Origin of the sequence: Acidovorax sp. ACV02 (assembly GCF_014851475.1) — a bacterium.
GTDB lineage: Bacteria > Pseudomonadota > Gammaproteobacteria > Burkholderiales > Burkholderiaceae_C > Acidovorax > Acidovorax delafieldii.
Genome location: NZ_JACUZU010000005.1, coordinates 295908 through 316482, shown reverse-complemented (window position 1 = coordinate 316482; position 20575 = coordinate 295908). Strand labels below are relative to the sequence as shown.

18 protein-coding genes are annotated in these 20575 nt (G+C 63.7%); 14 read left to right on the top strand and 4 right to left on the bottom strand.

Annotated elements, in window-relative coordinates; genetic code table 11:
• Nucleotides 1-105 precede the first annotated feature (105 nt).
• The 4 genes from fdxA to IB236_RS24605 all read left to right on the top strand — a co-directional run bounded on the left by fdxA (nucleotide 106) and on the right by IB236_RS24605 (nucleotide 2994).
• Nucleotides 106-435, top strand: a complete 330-nt coding sequence (gene fdxA / locus IB236_RS14295; RefSeq protein WP_056744243.1) for a ferredoxin FdxA — start codon at nucleotides 106-108, stop codon at nucleotides 433-435.
• A gap of 124 nt (nucleotides 436-559) precedes the next feature.
• Entirely contained in the window at nucleotides 560-1615 is a 1056-nt protein-coding gene (locus IB236_RS14290; protein ID WP_192421243.1) for an NAD(P)/FAD-dependent oxidoreductase, read from the top strand.
• A gap of 125 nt (nucleotides 1616-1740) precedes the next feature.
• Nucleotides 1741-2100, top strand: coding sequence for a nuclear transport factor 2 family protein (locus IB236_RS14285; protein WP_056744238.1), 360 nt, complete (start codon nucleotides 1741-1743; stop codon nucleotides 2098-2100).
• A 12-nt stretch (nucleotides 2101-2112) separates the two neighbouring features.
• Entirely contained in the window at nucleotides 2113-2994 is an 882-nt protein-coding gene (locus tag IB236_RS24605; protein WP_056744236.1) for a helix-turn-helix domain-containing protein, read from the top strand.
• A 297-nt stretch (nucleotides 2995-3291) separates the two neighbouring features.
• Here the strand turns inward: IB236_RS24605 and IB236_RS14275 are convergent, their stop codons facing one another.
• Nucleotides 3292-3735, bottom strand: coding sequence for a DUF4375 domain-containing protein (locus IB236_RS14275; protein WP_192421242.1), 444 nt, complete (start codon nucleotides 3733-3735; stop codon nucleotides 3292-3294).
• Nucleotides 3736-4050: 315 nt separating this feature from the next.
• Nucleotides 4051-4578: a hypothetical protein gene (locus tag IB236_RS14270; protein WP_192421241.1), complete on the bottom strand. Its 528-nt coding sequence runs from the start codon at nucleotides 4576-4578 to the stop codon at nucleotides 4051-4053.
• A gap of 2025 nt (nucleotides 4579-6603) precedes the next feature.
• Here IB236_RS14270 and IB236_RS14265 point away from each other — a divergent pair.
• On the top strand, nucleotides 6604-7884 hold the full coding sequence (locus IB236_RS14265; RefSeq protein WP_192421240.1) for a cytosine permease: 1281 nt from the start codon (nucleotides 6604-6606) through the stop codon (nucleotides 7882-7884).
• A gap of 81 nt (nucleotides 7885-7965) precedes the next feature.
• Here the strand turns inward: IB236_RS14265 and thiD are convergent, their stop codons facing one another.
• The gene (thiD, locus tag IB236_RS14260; RefSeq protein ID WP_146872411.1) at nucleotides 7966-8841 is read right to left on the bottom strand and encodes a bifunctional hydroxymethylpyrimidine kinase/phosphomethylpyrimidine kinase; all 876 of its coding nucleotides are present in this window, start codon (nucleotides 8839-8841) and stop codon (nucleotides 7966-7968) included.
• A 534-nt stretch (nucleotides 8842-9375) separates the two neighbouring features.
• Between thiD and thiO the strand changes: the two genes are divergently transcribed.
• From thiO to IB236_RS14240, 4 genes are all read left to right on the top strand, one after another.
• Complete coding sequence (gene thiO / locus IB236_RS14255) at nucleotides 9376-10509, top strand: glycine oxidase ThiO (RefSeq protein WP_192421239.1); 1134 nt, start codon at nucleotides 9376-9378, stop codon at nucleotides 10507-10509.
• Entirely contained in the window at nucleotides 10506-10703 is a 198-nt protein-coding gene (gene thiS, locus IB236_RS14250) for a sulfur carrier protein ThiS (protein ID WP_056067422.1), read from the top strand. The genes thiO and thiS overlap by 4 nt, the downstream gene beginning before the upstream one ends.
• A gap of 78 nt (nucleotides 10704-10781) precedes the next feature.
• On the top strand, nucleotides 10782-11591 hold the full coding sequence (locus IB236_RS14245) for a thiazole synthase (RefSeq protein ID WP_146872409.1): 810 nt from the start codon (nucleotides 10782-10784) through the stop codon (nucleotides 11589-11591).
• Nucleotides 11584-12480 (top strand): thiamine phosphate synthase, encoded by an 897-nt coding sequence (locus tag IB236_RS14240; protein WP_146872408.1) that lies wholly within the window; start codon nucleotides 11584-11586, stop codon nucleotides 12478-12480. Before IB236_RS14245 ends, IB236_RS14240 begins: the two co-directional genes overlap by 8 nt.
• 102 nt (nucleotides 12481-12582) lie before the next feature.
• On the opposite strand, the gene IB236_RS14235 is transcribed toward IB236_RS14240, so the two are convergent.
• A complete protein-coding gene (locus tag IB236_RS14235) occupies nucleotides 12583-14700 on the bottom strand; it encodes a hypothetical protein (protein ID WP_370539917.1) in 2118 nt (705 codons plus the stop codon).
• Nucleotides 14701-14866: 166 nt separating this feature from the next.
• Between IB236_RS14235 and IB236_RS14230 the strand changes: the two genes are divergently transcribed.
• The 5 genes from IB236_RS14230 to IB236_RS14210 all read left to right on the top strand — a co-directional run bounded on the left by IB236_RS14230 (nucleotide 14867) and on the right by IB236_RS14210 (nucleotide 20566).
• A complete protein-coding gene (locus IB236_RS14230; RefSeq protein ID WP_192421238.1) occupies nucleotides 14867-16390 on the top strand; it encodes a 3-hydroxyacyl-CoA dehydrogenase in 1524 nt (507 codons plus the stop codon).
• A gap of 36 nt (nucleotides 16391-16426) precedes the next feature.
• Nucleotides 16427-17206, top strand: coding sequence for an oxepin-CoA hydrolase, alternative type (locus tag IB236_RS14225; protein ID WP_192421237.1), 780 nt, complete (start codon nucleotides 16427-16429; stop codon nucleotides 17204-17206).
• Between the two features lie 183 nt (nucleotides 17207-17389).
• Nucleotides 17390-18109 (top strand): Crp/Fnr family transcriptional regulator, encoded by a 720-nt coding sequence (locus IB236_RS14220; RefSeq protein ID WP_015013747.1) that lies wholly within the window; start codon nucleotides 17390-17392, stop codon nucleotides 18107-18109.
• Nucleotides 18110-18153: 44 nt separating this feature from the next.
• Nucleotides 18154-19239 (top strand): phosphotransferase, encoded by a 1086-nt coding sequence (locus IB236_RS14215; RefSeq protein WP_192421236.1) that lies wholly within the window; start codon nucleotides 18154-18156, stop codon nucleotides 19237-19239.
• Nucleotides 19240-19291: 52 nt separating this feature from the next.
• A complete protein-coding gene (locus tag IB236_RS14210) occupies nucleotides 19292-20566 on the top strand; it encodes an acyl-CoA dehydrogenase family protein (protein WP_056067410.1) in 1275 nt (424 codons plus the stop codon).
• Nucleotides 20567-20575 lie beyond the last annotated feature (9 nt).

The following is a 20575-nucleotide window of genomic DNA, read 5'->3' as shown; positions in this document are numbered from 1 at the left end:
GCGCCCCAAGCCCCAGTCACCCCATCGGGGTGAGGGACCCTGCAACCAAAGGTCGGTGAAAGCTTTTAAAATCGAGGGTTTTCACCGACCCACACAACTCCTGTCATGACCCACGTCGTTTCCGAAAACTGCATCAAGTGCAAGTACACCGATTGTGTGGACGTGTGCCCCGTGGACTGCTTCCGCGAAGGCCCGAACATGCTCGTCATCGATCCCGATGAGTGCATCGATTGCGCCGTCTGCATCCCCGAGTGCCCGGCCAACGCCATCTTTGCCGAAGAAGACCTGCCGGCCGACCAGATCGCCTTCATCAAACTCAACGCCGATCTGTCCTTTGCCGACGGCTGGAAGAGCATCACCAAACGCAAGCCCGCGCTGCCTGACGCCGACGAGTGGAACGGCAAGCCGGGCAAGGTCAACGAACTAGTCAAGTGACCCCCCTGAGTCGCTTCGCGCCATCCCCCAAGGGGGACGCCACCAGTGGCCTGGCAAAGCCAGTTCCACGGTGGCACAGGTCTTTGGCAGCGCCAGTTTCGGGCGCTGCGCGCGTGGCTTGAGCATGATTCAAGATACCGACGCCGTCGTCATCGGCGCGGGGCCCGTGGGCCTGTTCCAGGTCTTCCAGCTGGGCCTGCAGGGCATCACCGCTCACCTGATCGACGCCCTGCCCCATGCGGGCGGCCAGTGCGTCGAGCTGTACGGCGACAAACCCATCTACGACATCCCGGGCATCCCGGTGTGCACCGGGCGTGAGCTGGCGGGTCTGCTGCTGCAGCAGATTGCGCCGTTCAAGACCCAGTGGCACCTGAACACGCTGGTGTCCGCACTCACCGTACAAGCTGACGGGCGCCTGCTGGTCGAAACCTCGCAAGGCGCACAACTGCGGGCCCGCAGTGTGTTCATTGCCGCAGGTGTGGGCGCCTTTGTGCCGCGCACGCTCAAGGTGGACGGCATCGAGCGCTTTGTGGGCAACCAGGTCCACTACCAACACCTGCCCGCGACTGCGGATGTGGCCGGGCGCCACGTCGTCGTGCACGGCGGCGACGAGCCCGCCGTGGCCCGCGCCGTGGATCTGACCGAACAAGGCCAGGCGACCCGCGTGAGCCTGCTGCACCGCCGCGACGTGTTCCAGGCGCCTGAAGCCCTGCTGCAACGCTTGCAGCAATTGCGCGATGCGGGCCGGATCCACGTCGAGGCCGCACAGATCACCGGCATTGACACTGCGGGCGACCGCCTCACCGCACTGAACGTGGTGGATGCCGACGGCAGCACCCGCGCCCTGGCGCTGGACCTGCTGGTGGCCGTGCTGGGTATCTCCCCCCGCCTCGGACCCATTGCGGACTGGGGTTTGGCCATGGACCGCAAACAGCTGGTGGTGGACACCGAGGCCTTCCGCACCAGCGTGCCCGGCATTTACGCCGTGGGCGACATCAACACCTACCCCGGCAAACGCAAGCTCATCCTGTGCGGCTTCCACGAAGCCACGCTGGCGGCCTTTGGTGCGGCCGAGGTGCTCAAGGGCGACAAGGTGGCGCTGCAATACACCACCACCAGTCCACGGCTGCACCAGTTGCTGGGTGTCGCACCGTTATCGGCACCTTCTGCCGCCGTGTAGCCCCGGCGGGCCAGGGCTCGTCACTTCGTGCCCAAACGACGGGCCCACAAATAAGCACAAAATGTCCAAAAGGCGCGCAAGCGCCCGGCACGATGGCGTCTCCATCCACCCACCAGGAGCACGCCATGAGCCAACCCCCCCTTCAATCCATCTGGGACACCTACACCGCGTCGTGGAAGACCGATTCGGCCGCGGACCGCACAGCCCTTTTTACCCAGTCCCTCGACCCCGCCTGCACCTACAACGACCCGCTGGCCACCGCCCAGGGCTGGGACCAATTGACGGCCTACATGGACAACTTTCACAGCCAGGTGCCCGGCGGGCATTTTGTGACCCACTATTTCGCCAGCCACAACCAGCAGAGCATCGCCAAATGGAACATGGTGGATGGCAGCGGACAGGTGATCGGAGAAGGCGTGAGCTACGGCCGGTACAACGACCGGAATCGCCTGGTTGCCATGACCGGTTTCTTTGAAATCCCTTGAACCGACGCCGCCGTGCTTTATCTCCGGCAAATCCAGGAGGGCATCGATTTCATCGAGGCCCATCTCGAATCCGATATCCAGCTTTCCGAGGTGGCACGGGCTGCCGGGATGAGCCAGTGGCACTTCCAGCGGATCTTCAAGGCGCTGACCAACGAAACCCTCAAGACCTATATCCGGTCGCGCCGGTTCTCGCGGGCGCTGGAGCAGTTGACCAACACGCGGCTGAGCGTGCTCGACATTGCGCTGGCGTCCGGGTACGAGACGCAGGAGAGTTTCACGCGCGCGTTCCGCGATTGCTTTCGGCTCACGCCGTCGCAGTACCGCAAGATGGGCAACCGCTCGCTGTTCGTGCGCAAGATCCGCTTCGACGAAAGCTACCTCGCGCACATTCACCACAACATTTCGCTGAAACCCGACATCAAGGAGCAGCCTCCCATGCAGCTGGTCGGGCTGCCCACGGACTACTACGGCATCGACTCCGAAAAGAACAATCTGGGGCAAAAACTGCCGCCCCTGTGGGCGAAGTTCCTGCCCCGGCTGGGCGAGATTGCGAACACCGTGCCCGGGGTCTGCTACGGCGTCGTAGCCCCAGCGGGGCCCCACACCGAAGAACTGCGCTACCTGGCCTGCATCGAAGTGCGGGGCCTCGGTGCGCTGCCACCGGGCATGGTGGCCATGGAAATCCCCGGATCGACCTATGCACGCTTCACCCACCGGGGCCCTGCGCAGAACGTCGATGCGACGGTGAACTACATCTATGCGAGCTGGCTGCTGTCGGCCGGCCCGTCGCACACCCTGGGGCCGGATCTGGAAATCTACGGCTCGCAATACCACCCGACGTCCAGCGACTCCGTGATGCACTACGCGATCCCGATCGCCCAGGGCAAGCGCTGACCCTCCCCCTCCAAGAGGACCGTGCTCCTTTGGGGCGCCATCGCTAGAGGCGTCGAATCGGCCTGCCGGAACCGACTGAGAGAGTCCCTTTGAACCTGATTAAGATCATCCTGCGCCAGGGTCGGAACAGTAATTGAGCTGCCCGCTACCTACTGGCCAGGAGTGGTCAGCAGCTGCAATTGAGAGCGGACACTCAACGTAAAGGCAACCGGCACCTTGCGGTGAAGGGCTACACGGTGCAGGACTTCCGATAGTCGTGGAGCCCTTTACCGCAAGGTGTCTGAATTGACTGCCCAGCTATGCAGCTCTGAATGCATCTCGATGCCTGTCGACATATTCGGCGAGCTTCTGAAATACCAACTCGTCGCCGCGCGCCTTGCGACTTAGATGGACGAATGGATGCGCTTCGTCGTCCTTCACGGAATCAAGCCAAGTCCGTCGCTTGGCCTCATGTAGGTGTGGCTCCGGGAACGGGAACATGCGTGAACCCTCGTCAATGCACGAAGCGACGGACTCAACACCAATACGACGGAAGGTCTCCGCAAAGAAGGAATACGGCGGATTCGCGGGGAAGTCGCTCTCGTAGAAATACTCCAGACCGCCGTTGTCGATGATGCCCTGAGTTGTGTTGATGACCACCACTGTTTGCAAGGCCTCTGGTAACCGACTCACGCAGCAATCCGCCTCAAGCACCTTCGCTGTGGTGTATGCAGATGCACGTTCAAGCAGGGACTGAGTCATACGTATAAAGTAATCTAGACCACACAAACTGCCGGATAAAAATGCATCTCGAGGGATATTCTGCACACAAGATGCTCGTAGGCGGGATGGGGCTCATCGACCGAACGCTGTTGGCTCTTATCAATCCATTCTGAATCAATGCCTTCTTCGGGGAATGTGGCCCCATCGCAGGCTAAGGGCCCGCTAGCGTCCCTCGCTGTGGGGCAGTTCGGCCAGCCGCAGCCTGCGGCGGCAGATGAAAGCGAACGCTCAACGATTGAGCTGAGCGGACGCCACCGGCAAGGCACTTGGGCCGCCCTCTCGGCTGACAGAGTTTCACTTCTCAGACACGACAAACGCCTTGGTAGCGATGAGCTTGCCATTGGCGGAGAACTCCACTCTGCCTTGCCCTATTCCAAGCGCTGTGCCTGAAGTAGACGAGACCATGTAGTACGGCGACTTGTTGACTACCGGTTGGGCCTTCTGAACCGAGACTAGCCTCTCCCCATTGAACCAACGAATCTCGACAGATGGCTGCCCACCGTGAACACCGGGTTGTGACGTCAACGTGGCGTGTGCATATATTCGGCCCTCGAACGTGAACGTATCCGCGATCTCGCGAACCTCACCGAGCCTAGGGACGCTCTTGGCTGTGACGAGTGTCACTATCCACTTCTCGATAGGTACGAGTTCACCGATGGGAGGGCTTGGCGCCCGAGCGGAGGCGCCCACTCTGACATCTTGGCCGGCGCCGGCGGCTGCCGCCTGGCTCACGACGGAAGTCTGGGACGAAACCGTCGTGCATCCGAGGTTCACGACGGTTGCGGCGGCAAGCAGCAAGGGAAGCAAAATGTTCTTCGACATAAATCCAGTGTGGGTTCTGAGCGGACTAACGTGATTTAGACCACAAAACCTGTGGGATAAACTGAACCGCGCGGGATATTCTGGACACTGATTCTCCTGGAAGTGTCTTGCAGCATAGGTTTGCAGTGATGAACTGTTTAAACATCCAAGTACAAAAATCCGCTAAACCCGGCAAGCGTCACCTCGACAAACTATAGCTCGCCAGTCGGCAGACACTGGGATTTCCAAGAGCCGCAGCAGCAAGTCAATTGCGGCTCCCGGGCTGAGCTTCTGAACGGCGGCTTTGGGCCTAGAGCCGAAAGTGGGCACCGTTCCCCAGAGCAGTCATTGATTCGTATCCACCTGCTTGCAGCTGAAAACGTGACTGTCGAGAGCCCTGGCTTTGCAGGTTCGCAGGCTATAGTTTGCCTCGGTGAACTTTCCGGGGGGCGGAATGTTTGTATGGAATGCGGTGGCAGCCCAGCGCTTCCAAATCTGGGCTCCAAGCCGTTTTCAGGAGCAATCAGTGTCCGAAAGTAGCTCCTATCGTTCAGCTTATCCCGCAGGTCCTGCGAGATAAATTATGTTTGGATTCAGCTAGGCAGAGCAATGGAAGAAATGATTGGGCTAATGTCCAACGCCAAATGGAAGAAGCTCTTTGCACACCTGGCACAAGCAGGGGTGGCTAGCTGTTGCACATGGAAATTGCTGGAGTGGGAGAGTTCCAGAGATGGCTTTCTTCCCGCACTAGATTGCCTCACCGAGCTAGGTGTCGGTGATTGTGGTGCGGTTCAGGGTGGACCATTTCAATACTCAGAGATTGAGTGGCTGCTCATCCCCGAAAAGACAACCAGGTGGCCCCAAGCGCAACCTCAGCATCGTTATGAGTCCCAAGATATAGGCAGAGTCCAGGCGGAAATTGATTCGCTGGGGCAGTACCCTTACCAAATCACCTCAGCAGGGCTAGTGGTAAGCGGGTATGCGTCTTAACAATTCGTTTACCGCCGACACGCGTCGCGGGCGGCAGTAACTCCAACTTTGAACGTCCGCTTCTCCTTGCTGCAACCGACCGCTCCTGGCCGGATTCTGCCTTATGGCGAGGGGCGCTAGCGGGCCCTGAGCCGACGCGGTGAAACACTGCTGCAAAGCGTCCGTTGAGCCGCTGCGAGCTGCCTGACCGTCCAAACGTGCTGTCGGAATGCGCGGTCCTTGCCCCTTAACACGCTAAAGCTTGCCCGGTTTTTCTAATTAGGTAACTGCCCGCGTACCTAGGCTGCAAGCCAGCTCAAGGAGAAAGTAGTGACCAGAACATTCTGTGCCGTCCAATTCATCCCGCAGGTCTTGTGAAGCGTAACGCGTTAGAGTTCAGCCCATATGAGCAATCCCGAAGATCCGCTAGTTGTGGAGTTACGAACTTTTCTTGGCTCGTACGCAGAGCACGATCCAGACTGCCCGGCATTTGATGCTGTTGGTCCCGCCATTCTCGCCCCAGCGAACTGCATATGCGGTTTGACGCAACGTCAGGAAGAACTCATTACAAAAATCAGGTCCCGGCTTGCACCTTCCGGATATGTCGCCTGAGTCCCAGAGCCCTTGGCCGGCAAAGCTTGTTTTGCCGTCGATCACCTTAGGCGTCGGCTGAGTTTCCATAGTGAACGTCCGCTTTCATTGTTCACAATGGACTGCTCCTGGCCGGATTCTGCCCCACGGCGAGGGACGCGAGCGGGCCCGCTCTAGACAGTCACCGCTGCCTCAAGGCGCCATTCGCACCTATGAAGGAAATGAACTGCGCCACTTGTGAAACAGCTCGTTGACCTCACTCAACCCTGTTTAACTAGAATCCAACCATATCGCTGGGGGTGTCCTGCAATAAATCCGTTGCTGGGCTGAGATCAAACCCTTCGAACCTGTTGCCTGCATTGTTTTACTTTGCAGGCTTGAGATCATCCTCGCGCAGGGAAGCAAGTCCGCCATGGCACGGCCCTGAACACGTCAGGGCGCACTGGTGGGCGGCCCCTGCTCTGTATCTGCTTACGGAGCCATTCCATGTCCTCATCGCCTGCCACGCACGCCACCAACGAAGCGCTGGCTCCCGTCTCCCCCGATCGCCGCGTCTTCCAGTGGCATGACCACGCCTCGCTCTGGTTCAGCCTGGGCGTGGGCCTGCTGGTCATGCAGGTGGGCGCCTACCTGATGCCTGCGCTGGGTACCAAAGAGGCACTCATCGCCGTCGTCGCCGGTTCCTTCGTGGGCGCGGGCCTGCTGGGCTGGGTGGCCAAGCTGGGCTGCGACAGCGGCCTGGCCAGCGCCGGGCTGATGCACGCCGTGTACGGCCGCACGTTTGCCAGCCTGCCCATCATCCTGAACATCGTGCAGCTGGTGGGCTGGGGTACGTTCGAGCTGGTGGTGATGCGCGATGCCACCGTGGCCATCGGCCAGCAGTCGGGCGCCATGGCCGGTGCCCACTGGCCGGTGCTGGCCACGCTGCTGTGGGGCGGCGTGGTGATGCTGCTCATCAGCGGCTCGATGGTGCAGCTGGTGCGCAAGCTGATTGCGCGCATTGCCCTGCCGCTGGTGGTGTTGTCGCTGCTGTGGCTGTCGTGGCAGTTCCTCTCGCTGGCGCAAACCCAAGGTTTTGAAGCGCTGTGGACACGCAAGGGCGACGGCGGCATGGGCGTGCTGCCCGCTCTGGACCTGGTGATCGCCATGCCCATCTCGTGGCTGCCGCTGGTGGCCGACTACGCGCGCCATGGCAAGAACGGCGGCTCGGCACTGCGCGGCACCTGGCTGGGCTATGCGTTGGCCAACATCTGGTGCTACAGCCTCGGTGTGCTGGTGGCGCTGACCTTGCCCAGCCAGGACCTGGTGCAGGCGCTGCTGCTGGCCCAGGGCGGGCTGATTGCGCTGTCACTGATCCTGATCGACGAGGTGGACAACGCCTATGGCGACGCCTATTCGGGCGCCGTGTCGGCCCACAGCCTGCTGCCGCGCTGGGGCGTACGCGCTTGGGGCCTGCTGGTGGCCGCGCTGTGCACCGGGCTGGCACTGGTGCTACCCATGCACAGCCTGGAGCCGTTCTTGCTGCTGCTCAGCTCGGTGTTTGTGCCGCTGTTTGGCGTGATTCTGGGGCGCCTGGCCTTCGGCACCGATGCGCCCGCCCTGCTGGCGGTTGCGCGCAAGGTGAATGCGGTGCCCGTGGCCATCTGGCTGGCGGGCATCGCGGTGTACCACCTGGCACCCAAGGCGCTGCCCGATGCGGGCTCTGCCCTGCCCGCACTGGTGTTCAGCTTTGTGCTCGCCTGGGCCACGAGGCCCAAGGCGCACTGAATTAACCAGTCACTATCAAAAGATGAGCACTCAGCGCATGATTGACTAGCGCCTGAGCCTCAAAACACCCAAAAAATCGCTCTACAGTGCCTGAAACACCCGCTGCGCCAAGGGCGCGTAGCCGTGGTTCAGGGGACCATGGCCGTGGCCGGTGGTGACATCCGCGCCGGCAGCAATGGCCCCCAGGATGTAGGCCCGTGCCTGCTCCACGGCCTGCTGCAGCGGCTGGCCCAGTGCCAGCTGCGCGGCAATCGCTGACGACAGGGTGCACCCGGTGCCATGCCCGTTGTGGGTGGCAATGCGTTGTGACTGCAACCGGTGGCCCTGTCCTTGTGCGTGTTCCCCGCCTTGCACGGCCAGCACATCCACCACCCAATCGCCCGGAAGGTGCCCGCCCTTGAGCAGCGCGGCGCGGGCGCCCAGTCGCAGCAGGTCTTGCGCGGCCAGCTCCAGCGCCTCCACGCCCTCGATGCTGCGCCCCAGCAGCCATCCGGCCTCGTCCAGGTTGGGCGTGACCACTTCGGCCAGCGGAAACAGCTCCTGGACCAGCACGGCCACCGTCTCCTGGGCAATCAGCCGATCGCCACTGGTGGCCACCATCACCGGGTCCAGCACCACGTGCGGCAGCTGATAGGTCCGAATGGCTTCTGCCACCACGTGTACCACGTCCGGTGAGTGCAGCATGCCGATCTTGACGGCGTCCACGCCAATGTCCTGCACCACCGCATCGATCTGGGCCTTGAGCATCTCGGGCGGAATGCCGTGGATGCCTGTCACCCCACAGGTGTTCTGGGCCGTGATGGCGGTGATGGCTGTCATGCCATAGCAGCCCAGGGCACTGAAGGTTTTGAGATCGGCCTGGATGCCCGCGCCGCCGCCGCTGTCAGACCCGGCAATGGAGAGCACGCGTGCGTAGCGGTGGCCCGTGGAGGGCAAGGAGATCGTCGGTGAAATCATGGCAAAAATTATGGCCTATGCGCCACGTCAAAACGGGGCGCATGGGGGATGTGCTGTAATTCATTTTCCGGACGAAACAGGGGTGTCCCACCCTAGAGCCGGTTCCAAGTCTTTTTGGAGACTGCATTGGAGTGCAATCGGGATGAGTGAATGCTTCGGGTGCGCTGCATGGGCTCATGCCCATGCAAGCAGCCGGGGCGTCCAATCGCCCGATTTCACTCCAACCCTTCGGGCAAGTGCCTTGCCGGGAGGTCTGCGGCGTTGCGGCGCTTGTTGATAGCCGAGCTATCAACTGCGCACCGCGCCTAGCACCCCTTCCCGGCAAGGTACTTGTGCAACTCCAAAAAGACTTGGAACCGGCTCTTGGCACGCGACTGAGAAATACCCTGGGGCACGCACAGAACCCTGTGCACTGCGGCACACGCAGCAGCCCCGCTACCCGATCCAGGTCATGCTGGCGTGGGGAGTTTCCATCAACGGTGACCCCGTTTTGTCCATGGCTGCTTGCCACTACATGGACACACTGACGGAGCTATGTCACTTCAACCTTCTTCCTTTGCCATCCTGGGCGCAGGGCTCATGGGCCGTCTGCTGGCTGTGGAGCTTGCGCGCCTTGGGCACCGTGTAGACATCTACGACGCGGGCAGCCCCGCCGCCGAAAACTCGGCCGCCACCGTGGCTGCGGCCATGCTGGCCCCGCTGGCAGAGTCTGCGATCACCGAACCCGGCGTGGTGCGCATGGGCCACCACGCGTTGACCCGTTGGCCCGAGTTGCTGGCAACCTTGTCAGAGCCTGTGTTTTTCCAGCAGGCCGGCACGTTGATCGTGTGGCACCGCCAGGACGCGGCCGAAGCCCAGCGTTTCACCCGCCAGCTCGAAAACAACCAGCGCGGCCTGCCCGAGCTGCCCACCCTGCAAAAGCTCGACAGTGGCGCCCTGGAGCAGGTGGAGCCCGCCCTTGCGCACCGCTTCAACCAGGGCCTGTACCTGCCCGGCGAGGGCCAGCTGGACAATCGCCAGTTGCTGGCCGCCCTGGTGGTGGAAATGGAGCGCCTGGGAGTACGCATGCACTGGCACACGCCCCAGTCGCCCGAAGCCTTTACGCCCGGCGCACCCGGCCAGCCTGACCGGGTGCTGGACTGCCGGGGCCTGGGCGCCAAGGGCCAGTGGAGTACCTTGCGCGGCGTGCGTGGCGAAGTGGTGCGCATCCATGCGCCCGACGTCACGCTGCAGCGCCCCACCCGGCTGGTGCACCCGCGCTACCCCATCTACATTGCGCCCAAGGAAGACCATCTGTTTGTCATTGGCGCGACCGAGATCGAGTCCGACGACCGCTCCCCGGCCAGTGTTCGCTCCACCCTGGAACTACTGAGCGCCGCCTATGCGGTGCACCCCGGCTTTGGCGAAGGCCGCATCATCGAGCTGGCCACGCAGTGCCGCCCCACGCTGCCCGACAACCTGCCCGCCATCCGCCAGACCCGCCCGGGCGTGCTGGAGATCAACGGTCTGTACCGCCACGGCTTCATGATCTCGCCCGCCATGCTGGATGTGACCCTGGAGGTGCTGAACACGGGACAATCGACCCTGTCCGAACGTTTTGACCTCCGGCTGGAACTGGAGCCAGCCGCACCCGCCCCGGCCGGCGTTGCAGCCCCCGCATTTGCATGAACATCTCGATCAACCAAATCCCGCACGAACTGCCCGAAGGCGCCACCGTGGCCGATGCCGTGGCCGCCATCGAAGCGCGCCCCCCGTTTGCCGTGGCGGTCAACACCACTTTTGTGCCCAACACCCGCTACGCCGCCCATGCGCTGCAGCCTGGCGACCGTGTGGAGATCATCTCGCCGGTCACGGGCGGCTGAGCCAGCCAAAATTCAATCAAAAGAGCTGCAAGCGCTTATAAATCATGCACCAGCAGCTACAAAAACCATAGTAAACCAATGACCACTCCGACGCCCCAAGACCCGCTGGTGCTGTACGGCCAGACGTTCGCCAGCCGCCTGCTGCTGGGCACGTCGCGCTACCCATCGCCCGCCGTGCTCGAAGCCGCTGTGCAACGCGCCAAGCCCGCCATGGTCACTGCCTCACTGCGCCGCCAGGGCAGCAACCCGGCCGAAAGCGGCAGCAGCTTCTGGGATCTGCTGCGCAAGCTCAACGTGCCCGTGCTGCCCAATACTGCCGGCTGCCACAGCGCGCAAGAGGCCATCACCACCGCCCAGATGGCGCGTGAGGTGTTCAACACCCCCTGGATCAAACTGGAGCTGATCGGCGATGACTACACCCTGCAGCCGGACACGCTGAACCTGGTGGGCGTGGCCGAACACCTCATCAAGGAAGGCTTTCAGGTGCTGCCCTACTGCACCGAAGACCTGGTGCTGTGTCAGCGCCTGGTGGACGTGGGCTGCCAGGCCGTGATGCCCTGGGCCGCGCCCATCGGCACCGGGCGCGGCCCGGTCAACCCTTATGCGCTGCAAACGCTGCGCGAGCGCCTGAACGTGCCCATGCTGGTGGATGCCGGGTTGGGCCTGCCCTCGCACGCCTGCCAGGTCATGGAATGGGGCTATGACGGCGTGCTGCTGAACACCGCCGTGGCCCTGGCACAAGACCCCGTGGCCATGGCCGGTGCATTTGCCGATGCCGTCAGCGCCGGGCGCGCAGCCCGCCTGGCCGGTGCCATGGACGCACAAGACGCCGCCCAGCCCAGCACCCCCGTGCTGGGCACCCCTTTCTGGCACCACGCCCATGCATGACACCACCACCCTGGCGCAGGCCATCCTGAGCCACCACGCGGCCACCTTTGCGGGGTTTGCGCCCGAGCCCGTGCCAACCCCCACGTTGCAGGACCCTGTCTACCTCGCCGCGCTACAGGCCTGCAGTCAGTTGGGCTTCATCGCCCATGACGCCGAATGCCTGGCCCGCGCCTGGCAGGCGCGCGCGCTGCGCACTGGCAGTGCACAGCCCGAGCAATGGCCGGACGAGCCCCAGGACTTTGGCCTGCAGCGCCTTCCACGCGCCCATCAGTTCGCAGCGTGCCCGGAGCATTTGGGCTTGTATGCCGTACTGCCCGACGCCCAGTGGGTGGGCCGCATGGCACGTGCCGGGCTGCCCACGGTGCAATTGCGCTTCAAGTCGGACGACGCCCAGGCCATCCGGACCGAAGTTCAGGCCGCCGTCCAGGCGGTGCAAGGCACGGGCGCGCTGTTGTTCATCAACGACCACTGGCGGGACGCCATCGAAGCTGGCGCCTACGGTATTCATCTGGGCCAGGAAGACCTGGACGCACTCACCGCCGAGGAACTGCAAACGCTTCATCGCTCGGGCCTGCGCCTGGGCGTGAGCACCCATGGGTATGCCGAAATGGTGCGTGCCGACGCCGTGGGGCCCAGCTATATCGCTATGGGTGCCGTGTTCCCCACGACCTTGAAAAAAATGGCCACCGCTCCCCAGGGCGTGGGCAGGCTGGGCGTGTATGCGCGGCTGATGCGGGACTACCCACAGGTGGCGATTGGGGGGATCAGCGCCGAGCAGTTCCCCACGGTACTGGCCACTGGCGTGGGTTCCGTGGCCGTGGTGCGGGCCTTGGTCAACGCACCGGACCCTGAAGCATCGGCCGCAGAGCTGATGGCGCTGATGCGGTGACGGCCGGGTGGCGATAGCGGCCACGGCGGCTATCGCGCATCCCTCACGACCATCGCAGCGCCCCCTGGATAGTCGCCGGGTGGCCGATTGGTCGCCTGCTCGCTACTTGTTGTCGGGCTTCTTCATCTGCTCCAGCTCAAGGCGGAGCTCCATGAGATCGTTCTCCATGCCAAAGCCGACCGGCTGGCCCGCTGGCGGCGGCGCCGTCACGGGCACCGGGGGCAGATCGCTGAGCGTGAGGTGGGGTGGGTCCGACAGATCCAGGTCGAGCGGAATGCCACGCGAATCCTCGCCTACTGCCGCTGCGGGCCTGGAGGGAGTGGCTGCAGAGCGCACGGGCTCGGGCTCCTGCTGGGCCTTCATCGCGAACTCGAACTCCAGGCTGGCGGCCAGTGAATCAAGCGGCTGGTCGTCGTGCAGCGCCACCGGTGCAGGAGCTGCAGGTGCCACCAGGGTCTCGGACCGGGGCGGTGCCAGGGGCGTCGTCCGCTTGCGCGGGGGCGCTGCACCACGCGCGCTGGCGGGCGTGGTCTGTGCAATCGCCAGCAGCAGCAACAAATCGTCATAGGCCGCCAGATCAAACGGCTCCACCGCTTCAGCGCCCGTGCGGCGGAACAGGAATTTCTCCAGCAGGCCCAGCACCGCAGGCGTTGTCCACTCGGCCTCGATCTCGGCGAGTGCGTCGGTGTAGTGGTACAGCATGCGGCCCGTGCGGTGAAAGCCCGCAAACTCCGGCACTTGCGCGTTGAAGGACTGCATGAACTGCGTTCGCAGCTGCGCAAACTCATCCACACGGCTGAGCGTGTGGTACAGCCGCAATAGCTCCAGGTAGGCCAAGGGCGAGGTCTGGCGGTGCTCGGCAATGTGATTCTTCAGCACCTCGATGGCCTGCTGGTGCTCGCCCACCGAGACAAAAAATTCAGCCTGCTGCTGGATGTCAAACAGCTCTTCAGGGTTGACGATGTGGGGCGCTACCGAGGCGGCGGCCGGCGCGGAAACCGACTTCGCCTGCAAGGGAGCGGGAGCACTCGCCGCCGGGCTGGTCGCTACGAAGCGTGGTTCCACGGCCGCAGCGGCTGCCTTGCGCAGGGGCATGGCACCGGACTCGGGGTTCGCCGCGACGGCATGAGGCTGGGTTTCCGACGGCAGCCACGTGTCGCCGGGATGGGGGGTAAGACTGACCGCTTCTTCATGCGCCGATGCTGCATCGCCACGTGCGCCCAAGGCCACAGAATCGCGCCACGAACGCACTGCCTTGTCAGAGGCGCTGCGCATCCGCGACCACATCCATGCCACCCCCGCCAAGGCCAAGGCCAGCAGACCGCCTAAGGCGTATACCAAAGTCGCAGGAAAACGCTCCTGCTCCATCGCCTCCAGCTGCTGCTGCAACTGACCAGCGGCTGCACGGTCTTTGGCAGCCTGTGCTCGCAATGCGGCGGTGTCCGATTCCAGCGCCTTCAACCGTTCGCCGTCTTTTTGCAATTCTTCCGGCTGCGCGTTCAATGATCTCCACAACGCGGCGGCCTGGGTGCGCAGGGCCGACATCTCTTCAGAAGGTGCCGTGGGTAGCTGCGCGGTAGAGCGCAACGCCACAGGACTGTCCAGCCAGGTATCCAGGGGCTCAACCACCAAACGCGAGCGCGCTGCAGGTGCAGCGGCCACCACCGACTTGCCAGGTGCTGCCGTGCCCACACGCGCGGAAGGCCGTGCGGCAGCTGCAGAGCCGGAGGCGCGGCTCTCAGCGGAGGGCGAACCCAAAGCCCTTGCCGGTGCAGGCGCCTTGTCACGGTGCCTGGTGGCCTGCATCGCACCGGCGGCAGCCGCAGATGCGCTGCCACTGCCCTGTGAAGGCGAACGCTGTGACTCTGAAGCTACGCTGGGGGTTGCTGCAGGAAGCCGCGCCAAGTCCACCGGGGACGCAGAGGCGGACCGGGTGACGGTGGTCGGCAAATCCGAGAGGAAGGTGTAGCTGCGCGTGGTTTTTCCGTTGCACCCTGCGGTCAGGGTCACGGTGAGAACCGGTTCATCCAGCGATACCGAGGCCAGCACGCGGACCCCTGAAGGACGCCCACGCACCTCGGGCAATGGGACCACACGCACCTTGCTGTCACTGATGGCGTTGTCGCCAGCCACCAGCTTGGCCGTGACGCAGGACGATGCGACATCCGTGCCCGGGTCGGGCTGCAACTCGAACGACAGATCGACCGGGGCGCCCAGCACGACCGTACCACTACCATTGCCTAGGGACAGCGCCGAAGCACCGGCTGCAAGCGCCCACAATCCTGGCCCAAAAATGGTGTTACGAATTTTCACAATCAATTCTGTTTTTCGGTCCGAAGGATTCTTGCACATAAGACCCAGATAAGGCCAGAGCCATAATGCCGCTATGAAAATTCAGTTTCCCAACATCGCCATCGTGGGTACCGGTGCCATGGGCCGGGGCATCGCACAAATTGCTGCCCAGGCTGGCAGCCAGGTTTTTCTGCTGGACGCCAACCCCGGAGCCGCCGACGCCGCACGGGCCGCCCTGCAGGAGCAATGGAACAAGCTGGTCGCCAAGGGCCGGATCGAAGCGGACCAAGCCACAGCGCTGACCGCGCGGCTGCACCCCGTCAAAACGGCGGCAGACCTGGCGGCCTGCGATCTGGTGGTGGAAGCCATCGTGGAGCGGCTGGATGCCAAACAGGCCCTCTTCGTCGAACTGGAAGGGGTGGTGCGCGCCGATGCGGTGCTGGCCACCAACACGTCCTCCCTGTCCGTGACGGCCATTGGCGCAGCCCTCAAGCGCCCCGAACGCCTGGCCGGGTTCCACTTCTTCAACCCCGTCCCTTTGATGAAGGTGGTGGAGGTGATCGCGGGCCTCAAGACAGATCCAGCGATCTGCACTGCGCTGGCCGCGTATGCCAAGGAAATGGGCCATACCCCTGTACAGGTGCAGGACACCCCTGGCTTCATCGTGAACCACGCGGGGCGCGGCTTCGGCACGGAGGCCCTGCGCATCGTGGGCGAAGGTGTGGCCGATTTCGCCACCATCGACCGCATCCTGCGCGACCAGGTCGGCTTCAAGCTGGGGCCCTTCGAGTTGATGGATCTGACGGCGCTGGACGTGTCGCACCCGGTCATGGAGTCCATCTATCGCCAGTACTACGACGAACCCCGTTTCCGCCCCAGCGTGATCACCGCGCAGCGTCTGGCGGGGGGCGTGGTGGGCAAGAAGGTGGGCGAAGGCTTCTATCGCTACGTGGAGGGCATGGCGCAGGTGCCTGCCGAGGCGCCTGCCCCCGTGGTCAACGACATTCCGCCGGTGTGGGTGTCCCCGCGCGCTGCACGCCGGGCCGAGCTGTACCAGTTGCTCAAGGACCTGGGGGCCACCATCGAAACCGGCCAATCCCCCTCCCCCCAGGCCATCACGCTGGTTGCCCCACTGGGCTTTGACGTGACCACCGTCGCCGTGGTGGAGCGGCTGGACCCAGCCCGCACCATCGGCATTGACATGCTCATCGATGACGCCGCGACCAAGCGCCGCGTGCTGGCCACCAACCCCGCCACGCGCGTTGACATCCGCAACGCGGCGCATGCGCTGTTTGCGCGCGACGGCAAGGCTGTCAGCGTGATCCGTGACAGCGGTGGTTTCGTCACGCAGCGCGTGGTGGCCACCATCGTGAACATCGCCAGCGACATCTGCCAGCAAGGCATCTGCACCCCCAAGGATCTTGAGACCGCCGTGACCCTGGGCCTAGGCTACCCGCTGGGCCCCCTGGCCATGGGCGACCGCTGGGGCCCCACCAACATCCTGGAAGTGTTGTTCAACATGCAGACCGTGTATGGCGACACGCGCTACCGCCCCAGCCCATGGCTGCGCCGAAGGGGTGCGATTGGCCTGAGCCTGAGCCATGTCGAAGAAGACTGATTGCCAAGCACCACGGCCGCCTCACTGAAGACCACCATGCCCGCAGAACTCCAGAGCACAAGCCAGGGTCAGACCCTGATCCTGACCCTTCGCAACCCCGAGCGGCGCAATGCCATCGACCCGGTGATGTATGCCGCGGGTGTGGAAGCACTGGGCGTGGCCGAAAGCAGCCCCGACATCCGCAGCGTAGTCATCACGGGCGCCGATGGAATGTTCTGCTCGGGCGGCAATCTGCAGCGCCTGCTGGCCAACCGACAACAGCCGCCCGAGGTTCAAGCGCAAAGCATCGAGGGCCTGCACAACTGGATCGAGACCATCCGCACCTACCCCAAGCCGGTGATCGCCGCCGTGGAGGGCGCAGCAGCCGGCGCGGGGTTTTCGCTGGCACTGGCCTGCGATTTCATCGTGGCGGCCCGCAATGCCGTGTTTGTGATGGCCTACAGCAACGTGGCCCTGTCGCCCGATGGCGGCGCCAGCTGGAGCCTGGCCCACGCGCTGCCCCGCCAGATTGCCACCGAGATCCTGATGTGCGGGGACCGCATCGGCGCAGAACGCCTGCACGCATTGGGCCTGGTCAACCGCCTTGCCGAAGCAGGCAATGCACTCGACGCTGCCCTGGCGATGGCTGAGCAGCTCAATGCCCGTGCACCCAATGCACTGGCCAGCATCAAGGAGCTGCTGAACGAAGCTCCCCATGCCCAGCTCACGCACCACCTGGGCCATGAGCGCGACCACTTCGTGAAGAACCTGCACCACGCCAATGGCGGCGCAGGCATCTCAGCGTTTCTGGAAAAGCGCGTGCCCCGCTACGAGTAGCGCTGCACCACAAACGCCTCGACGCAGCCACCGTCGCAGACCCATCAACCCCCGGTACGCTGCCACCCAGCGCCGGGGGTTTTCTTTTGGCCTACGCGCAGACACGCAGGTGACAACCCTGACGCATTGCGCAGGTCCCTGACGCGACAATGGGCCTGTTTCTAGTCACCCAAAAGACAGGCCATGGACGACCCGATTCTTACTATCGAAGAACGTGAAGCGATCAACTCCGGTCGCTGGTTTTCATCACTCTCACCTTCGCTACGCCACGACATCCTGCGATGTGCATACGTCAAACGCTTCAAGGACGGCGGCCTCATCGCCGCACGCGGCGACCCGCCCGAGGAGTGGATTGCCTGCGCGCGCGGTGCAGTGCGGGTGAGCTCCACATCCATCTCGGGCAAGCAGATCACGCTGACCTATGTGGAGCCGGGCATCTGGTTCGGCGATGTGGCGATCTTCGATGGGGACCGGCGCACGCACGACGCCTACGCGCACGGCGACACCACGATCCTGTGTGTGGCCAAGGCCGATTTTCGCAAGATCCTGGCCGTGCACACCGAGCTGTACGAAGCGATGCTGCGCCTGCATGCGCGGCGCATTCGCCAGCTGTTCGGGCTGGTGGAAGACCTCAACACGCTGCCCCTGCGATCGCGCCTGGCCAAGCAGCTGGTGCACTTGGTGCGCAGCTACGGCGTGCCCAGCCTGTCGGACGGCAGCGAAATGCGGATCAGCCTGCAATTGGCGCAGGAAGAACTGGCACAACTGCTGGGTGCGTCGCGGCAACGCGTGAACCAGGAACTCAAGGCCATGGAACGCGAAGACGCCATCCGCATCGAGCCGGGCGGCCTGGTGGTGCGGGACCGCGAAGCCCTGATGCGCATCGCTGAAGCCGACAACTGACTCATTTACCCCATCACTGACAGCCAGAACCTTCATCCGCCTCCATGAGCAACTTTGACCATTTCGTCGGCACCCGCCCTGTTTCCGATCAGCACGCCTTTGACATCGAAACGCTGACTGCATGGCTCTCCAGGAACATGGAGGGCTTTGCGGGCCCGCTGACCGTAGAGATGTTCAAGGGCGGGCAGTCCAACCCTACCTACAAGCTCATCACCCCGGGCGCCAGCTACGTGATGCGTGCCAAGCCCGGGCCCGTGGCCAAGCTGCTGCCTTCAGCCCACGCCATCGAGCGCGAGTTTGCGGTGATGAGCGGCCTGTACGGCACCGACGTTCCCGTGCCGCGCATGTTTGTGCTGTGCGAGGACGAGTCGGTGATTGGGCGCGCCTTCTACGTGATGGAGTGCATGCAGGGCCGCGTGCTGTGGGACCAGTCCCTGCCCGGCATGACGCCAGCTGAACGCGGTGACATCTACAACGAGATGAACCGGGTGATCGCGGCGCTGCACACGGTGAAATTTGCAGACCGAGGCCTGGCCAACTATGGCAAGCCCGGCAACTACTTTGACCGCCAGATCGGCCGCTGGAGCAAGCAATACGTGGCCTCCATCACGCAGCCCATCGAAGAGATGGGCCGCCTCATGGAATGGTTGCCCGCCAACATGCCCGCCAGCGCACGGGATGAGGGCCATGTGTCCATCGTGCACGGCGACTACCGCCTGGACAACCTGATGTTCCATCCCACCGAGCCCCGCGTGATCGCCGTGCTCGACTGGGAGCTGTCCACACTGGGCCATCCGCTGGCGGACTTCAGCTACCACTGCATGAGCTGGCACATTCCTGCCTCGCTGGGGCGTGGCATTGCGGGGTTGGACCTGGGCGCACTGGGCATTCCCGACGAAGACACCTACATCCGCCTGTACTGCGAGCGCACCGGCATCACCACCCCCGATGCGCTGCGTGCCGACTGGAACTTCTACCTCGCCTACAACATGTTCCGCATCGCCGCCATTTTGCAGGGCATTGCCAAGCGGGTAGAGGCTGGCACGGCCTCCAGCGCCCAGGCCAAGGCCTCGGGCGACACCGCACGACCCATGGCCCAGCTGGCCTGGTCCTTCGCGCAACGCGGCTGAACACACGACGCAACACCAGCGCCGCCCACGATTACCAACGGAGAAGAAACCCATGGACTTTGACTACTCGCCCAAAACCAAGGAACTGCAGGCCAAGCTGCTCCAGTTCATGGATGACCACATCTATCCGAACGAGTCTGCCTACAAGGATGAGTTGGCCGCCAACACCGTCGCAGGCAAGCGCTGGAGCGCGCTGAACACCATCGAAAACCTCAAGCCCAAGGCCCAGGCCGCCGGGTTGTGGAACCTGTTCCTGCCGGTCGACAGCGCCGCAGCCTCCGGCTATGCAGGTGCCGGCCTGACCAACCAGGAATACGCACCGCTGGCCGAAATCATGGGCCGCGTGCCATGGGCCAGCGAGGTGTTCAACTGCTCCGCGCCCGACACCGGCAACATGGAAACCATTGCCCGCTACGGCGACGAAGCCAACAAGGCCCGCTGGCTCAAGCCCCTGCTCGAAGGCAAGATCCGCTCGGCCTTCGCCATGACCGAGCCCGATGTGGCATCGAGCGACGCCACCAACATCGAGACGCGCATCGAACGCCAGGGCGATGAGTACGTGATCAACGGCCGCAAGTGGTGGATCTCTGGTGCGGCCGACCCGCGCTGCGCCGTGTTCATCACCATGGGCAAGACCGACCCCGAAGCCCCGCGCCATTCGCAGCAGAGCATGGTGCTGGTGCCCGCCGACGCCCCTGGCATCAAGATCATCCGTCCGCTGAATGTTCTGGGCTACGACGACGCCCCGCACGGCCACGTTGAGATGACCTTCGAGAACGTGCGTGTGCCCGTCTCCAACATCCTGCTGGGCGAAGGCCGTGGCTTCGAGATCGCCCAGGGCCGCCTGGGCCCTGGACGCATTCACCACTGCATGCGCCTGATCGGCCTGGCCGAGCGTGCTTTGGAGCTGATGTGCAAGCGCGCATCGTCACGCGTGGCCTTCGGCAAGACCGTTGCGCAGCAGACGGTGACACAGGAGCGCATTGCCGAGGCCCGCTGCAAGATCGACATGGCCCGCCTGCTCACACTGAAGGCTGCCTGGCTGATGGACGTGGCTGGCAACAAGGTCGCCAAGACTGAGATCGCCATGATCAAGGTGGTGGCCCCCAGCATGGCCTGCCAGGTCATCGACTGGGCCATGCAGGTGCACGGCGGTGGCGGCATGTCTGACGACTTCCCGCTGGCCTATGCCTACGCCGGTGCGCGCACCCTGCGCTTTGCCGACGGCCCGGACGAAGTGCACCGCAACGCCATTGCCAAGTGGGAGCTGGGCAAGTACGGCACCTACGGCCGCGACGCCGCCGTGCCGGTCACCCGCGGCAGCTGACGCTCCACG